We start from the raw sequence: 4,484 nt of genomic DNA on the forward strand, positions 1-4,484 counted from the left end.
GCGATGCGCGCTAGCACCGGCGCGCCGCGGCGGGCGGCCTCGGCGGCGCTCATCAGCACCAGGGCGGCGGCCCCGTCGTTGAGGCCGCTGGCGTTGGCAGCCGTGACCGAGCCATCCTTCTTGAAGGCGCCCTTGAGGCCCGAGACGCTGTCGAGCGTGACGCCGTCGCGGATATATTCATCGGTGTCGACGATGGTGTCGCCCTTGCGGCCCTTGATAGTGACCGGCGCGATTTCGGCCTTGAAGCGGCCGGCGGCGCGCGCCGCGCTGGCCTTGTTCTGGCTGGCCACCGCAAACTCGTCCTGCGCGGAGCGGCTGATCTGGTACATCTCGGCCACGTTCTCGGCGGTGATGCCCATGTGATAGCCATTGAAGGCATCCCACAGCCCGTCCTTGATCATCGTGTCGACGAACTCGACATGGCCCATCTTGGTGCCGGCGCGCATGGCCTGCGCGTGCGGCGACAGGCTCATCGATTCCTGCCCGCCGGCAACCACGATGCCGGCATCACCGTTGGCAATCGCCTGAGCCGCCATGGCAACGGCCCGCAGACCAGAACCACACACCTGGTTGACGCCATAGGCCGGTGCCTCGAGCGCAATGCCGGCCGCCATCGCCGCCTGCCGCGCCGGGTTCTGGCCCTGCGCCGCGGTCAGCACCTGGCCCAGGATCACTTCGTTCACCTCGCCGGGGGCCACGCCGGCATCAGCCAGTGCTGCCTCGATCGCCGCCTTGCCCAGCAGATGTGCCGGCGTGCTGGCAAAGCTGCCCAGGAAGCTGCCGACTGCGGTGCGGCGGGCGGCGGTGATCACGATGTCGGTCATAAGAATCCCCTGAGCTGGCGAGTCGTTTGCGAGTACCCTATGCCGGTTCGGCGCCGTTGGCGAACAGCACGAAACCTTCGGTGTTGTTCTGGCGGTGGTGGACCACGGCCCTGTATTCGGGCGAGTTGTACCAGCCCAGCGCCGCCTCGCGGCTGGCAAAGCGCACCACGACGCTCACCGGTCGGCCGCCGCCCTCAACGATCTGGCTGTCAAAATCCGCCACCAGCACCTCGGCGCCATGGGCTGCCGTGGTGGCCCCCACCAGTTCGAGATAGCGCTGATAGCCCTCCTGGTCGGTGATGCGATAGTTGGCGATCAGATAATGGGACATGACAGGTCTTTCGCTGGTAAGTCTGCCTGTTCAATCGGCGGCACCAAGCCATTGCGCAAGCGGTTCCCACAGCATTTCCCGCGCCCGGCCGCCCACCACCATGCCGACATGGCCGCCATCCACCTCCAGCCGGCCGGCGTCTCCCGGTGCCGTCAGGGCCGCTGCCGGGGGCACGATGCGGTCGCGCATCGCCACCACGTCGAGGATGGGCAGGCGGGGCACCGCGTCGCCGCCGATGCCGGTGGCGCCCGTTTCAAACAGGGCCGCGAGATCGGCAGCCGCTGCGAGGCTGAGCGGGGCGCCGCCGTTGGCCCAGTCCTCCAGCCGGGCAAAGCCAGTCAGCGCTGCGTCGTCAGTACTGGTCAGCTTTTCGTATTTGGCCGCCAGCGCCGCCGGATCCAGCGCCCAGAAGGCCGGTTGCAGCAGGTCCATCGGCACCACACCCAGTGGCGTTGCGATGCCTTGTGCCTGGCGCCACCATTGGCCCAGAGCGGCCCGACCCTCGCCATAGGCCCCAAAGCGCCACGGCGCCGCCAGCAGCGCCACCCGGCTTGCCCAAGTGCCGGCGCCGTCCCGCGCTGCAGCAAGCGCCAGCGTGCCGCCCAGGCAATAACCGACCAGCGGAACCGGCCTGCCCAGTGCGGCAAGCAGCGGCACCAGCCGGTCGCGCACCAGTGCCGTCAGCCCCAGCGGCTCGGGTGCAGCGCCCCAGTCCACCAGCAACGGTCGCCAGCCGGCGGCGGCGAGATGCGCAGCCAGGCTCTGCCCCGGCGCCAGATCGAGCACATCGGGCGGATTGATCAGCGAGGGCACCAGCACCAGCGGCGCCCCCCCACTGGCCCGAGATCGCCCAGGCATGGCCCGCAGCGTCACGCCGCCAACGCGGGCGATCTCGGGCCAGGGCGTGCGCGGTGGTGACGGCGGGGCAGACTGGTATCGCGCCAGCCCAGCCAGCACGCGGGCCAGCCGCGCCCGATCATCACCGCACACGCCCTGCACGGTGGCCAGAAATAGGGGCAGCGGATGCGGCCCGCGGGCCCTTCCCGGACCTGCGCCGCTCATGCCGGCACCATGGATGCGGCAGTGCGGCATTGCACCGCAGCAGGGCATTTGCTAGGCCAAGCGGCGCGCTGTAATCCGGGAGCCCCCATGGCCAATGCCTCTTCCTCCCCAAATTCTGGCTCGGGCGCCGGCAAGTCCGCCGCGCCCGTGATCATCAAGAAATACGCCAACCGTCGCCTCTACAACACCGAAACCTCCAGCTACATCACGCTCGATCACCTGGCGGAAATGACGCGCGAGGGCCGTGATTTCCAGGTTTTCGATGCGCGCACCGGCGAGGATATCACCCGCAGCGTGCTCACCCAGATCGTGATGGAAGGCGAAGCCGGCGGCCAGACCATGCTGCCGACCAGCTTCCTGAGGCAGATCATCGCGCTCTATGGCGATTCCATGCAGGGCATGGTGCCGCATTATCTTGAAGCCTCGATGGCCGCCTTTGCCGAGAATCAGGCCAAGTTCCGCGATGCCGCGATGAAGCCGTTCGAACAGTTGGCCCGGCAGAATCTGGCCATGTTCCAGGCCGCCACCGAGATGATGACCGGCGCCCGCCTGCGTGAGCAGCAGGCGGCTCGGGGTACTGCAACGGCGTCGCCGTCCACCGCGGCGCCCGCCGCAGCGCCACCGCCGGCCTCGGCCGACGAGGTGCAGGCCCTGAAAGACCAGCTGGCGGCGCTGCAGGCCCGCATCGACACGCTGAAGGCCTGATCCACTCGCCGGCGCGACCGTGGCGCCGCCATTTCCCTGCTTGCCGCTTCGCACTCAGACGTTTATGGGGCGCTGCCATGGGAGTATGTCGTCCGGAGGGGTCTGGTCGGCGTGGATGTCCGGGTCTGGCTTGTGGCCCGCAGCAGGGTCATGTGCCTGCCCCGGCGGATGGGGTGTGCTGGCGATGAAAAGCGAGTCTGATGGCGATTTTGGCGGCCCGGGCACTGCAAGAGAAGGGACGCTGATCGTGGCGGCGCCCGGCGATGATCTTCCGGCGGGTTATCGCCCCAGCGCTGACGAAGAGTTCATGAACCCGCGCCAGCTCGCCTATTTCCGCAAGAAGTTGCTGGCCTGGAAGGACGAGATCCTGAAGGAATCGGAAGGCACGCTCGAAGCCCTGAAGGCCGAACCGCTGCGGGAACCCGATCTGACCGACCGCGCCGCCAGCGAGACCGACTGGGGCATCGAACTCAGGACCCGCGACCGCCAGCGGAAGCTGATCTCCAAGATCGACGCTGCCCTGCGCCGCATCGAATCGGGTGAATATGGTTGGTGCGAGGTGACCGGCGAGCCGATCAGCCTCGCGCGGCTCGAAGCCCGCCCGATTGCGACCATGACGATCGACGCGCAGGAGCGTCATGAACGAGACGAGAAGGTGAGCCGCGACGAGTGATGGGTCGCGGCGCGCGTCAGGCCTGATCGGCAGCGCGGGACAATTCGTCCTTCAATTTCAGCTTTTCCCGCTTCAGCCGGCGCAGCATGGCGCTGTCGGGCAGCGGTCGTTTCAGTTCGGCGGCGAGGCTGGCGTCCAGCCTTGCGTGGCGGGCGGCAAGATGGTCGCGGTGGGCGTTGGCCATGTGGCATTCCCCTTCCCAGATCTGAGGGCAGGCGCTCGCCTCCCATCAGGCCGATGAGTGCATCATTTTCTGCCCGGCCTGTCCATGCCTGTTTGCATGGCCACGGAGGCGCGGCGGGGCCATTTCGGGCTGAACGCGCCGCTGCCCCGCTTCGCCAGCCTTGTGCCGTTCAGTCGCAAGGCTTGCCGCGGGGGCGCAACTTTGGCTAACCGGAGGGCTGGCGCCCATGGCCGGACCGTGCCTGGCGTCGCGGGAGCCTTATTGCGTGGACCAGGTGGACATCAGGGCCCGGATCGAAATGCTGCGGCAGGACCATCGCGACCTTGATGCCGCGATCGAGGCGCTGGCGATGCTGCCGATGCCCGACGCGATCCAGCTCCAGCGTTTCAAGAAGCGCAAGCTGCGCCTGCGGGACGAGATCAGCATGCTCGAAGACCTGCTGGTCCCTGACATCATTGCCTGACGCACCCATGCGCGCAGCGTTCGGCCTGGCCTTCCTGCTGCTGGCGGCGCCGGCTGAAACGCCTGTGCAGGCGCAGGCACCGGTGGCCAGCGACTCGGCGGTGGCGCGGCCCTGCCGGCTGGCCGCCGAGCAGCAGCGCCCCTCGCGCGCGCGGATCAGCGCCTGCACCGCCCAACTTGGCCGCCCCGGCATCGCGCCGGAAACGCGGCTCGCCATGCTGATCAACCGCGGCATCGCGCTGT

8 protein-coding genes are annotated in these 4,484 nt (G+C 68.4%); 4 read left to right on the forward strand and 4 right to left on the reverse strand.

Annotated elements, in window-relative coordinates:
* The 3 genes from GJV64_RS11710 to GJV64_RS11720 all read right to left on the reverse strand — a co-directional run.
* Positions 1–824, reverse strand: an 824-nt coding sequence (locus GJV64_RS11710) for an acetyl-CoA C-acyltransferase (protein ID WP_164157395.1), incomplete at its 3' end; no start/stop codon positions are given.
* A gap of 37 nt (positions 825–861) precedes the next feature.
* The gene (locus GJV64_RS11715) at positions 862–1,155 is read right to left on the reverse strand and encodes a DUF1330 domain-containing protein (RefSeq protein ID WP_164157396.1); all 294 of its coding nucleotides are present in this window, start codon (positions 1,153–1,155) and stop codon (positions 862–864) included.
* A 30-nt stretch (positions 1,156–1,185) separates the two neighbouring features.
* Positions 1,186–2,217, reverse strand: coding sequence for an alpha/beta hydrolase (locus GJV64_RS11720; RefSeq protein WP_235927721.1), 1,032 nt, complete (start codon positions 2,215–2,217; stop codon positions 1,186–1,188).
* 87 nt (positions 2,218–2,304) lie between these two features.
* Between GJV64_RS11720 and phaR the strand changes: the two genes are divergently transcribed.
* Together phaR and dksA are read left to right on the forward strand one after the other, a co-directional pair.
* Positions 2,305–2,922, forward strand: a complete 618-nt coding sequence (gene phaR / locus GJV64_RS11725) for a polyhydroxyalkanoate synthesis repressor PhaR (protein WP_164157397.1) — start codon at positions 2,305–2,307, stop codon at positions 2,920–2,922.
* A 184-nt stretch (positions 2,923–3,106) separates the two neighbouring features.
* Positions 3,107–3,595 (forward strand): RNA polymerase-binding protein DksA, encoded by a 489-nt coding sequence (gene dksA, locus GJV64_RS11730; protein WP_235927722.1) that lies wholly within the window; start codon positions 3,107–3,109, stop codon positions 3,593–3,595.
* A gap of 16 nt (positions 3,596–3,611) precedes the next feature.
* Here dksA and GJV64_RS11735 read toward each other — a convergent pair whose 3' ends face one another.
* Entirely contained in the window at positions 3,612–3,779 is a 168-nt protein-coding gene (locus tag GJV64_RS11735) for a YdcH family protein (protein WP_164157398.1), read from the reverse strand.
* Between the two features lie 265 nt (positions 3,780–4,044).
* Here GJV64_RS11735 and GJV64_RS11740 point away from each other — a divergent pair, with 265 nt between their 5' ends.
* Both GJV64_RS11740 and GJV64_RS11745 read left to right on the forward strand, forming a co-directional pair.
* Positions 4,045–4,242, forward strand: a complete 198-nt coding sequence (locus GJV64_RS11740) for a YdcH family protein (protein ID WP_205599613.1) — start codon at positions 4,045–4,047, stop codon at positions 4,240–4,242.
* Positions 4,243–4,249: 7 nt separating this feature from the next.
* Positions 4,250–4,484: hypothetical protein (locus GJV64_RS11745; protein WP_164157400.1), on the forward strand; the 235-nt coding region annotated here is incomplete at its 3' end.

The organism is Sandarakinorhabdus rubra, from assembly GCF_010994245.1.
Classification (GTDB): domain Bacteria; phylum Pseudomonadota; class Alphaproteobacteria; order Sphingomonadales; family Sphingomonadaceae; genus Sandarakinorhabdus; species Sandarakinorhabdus rubra.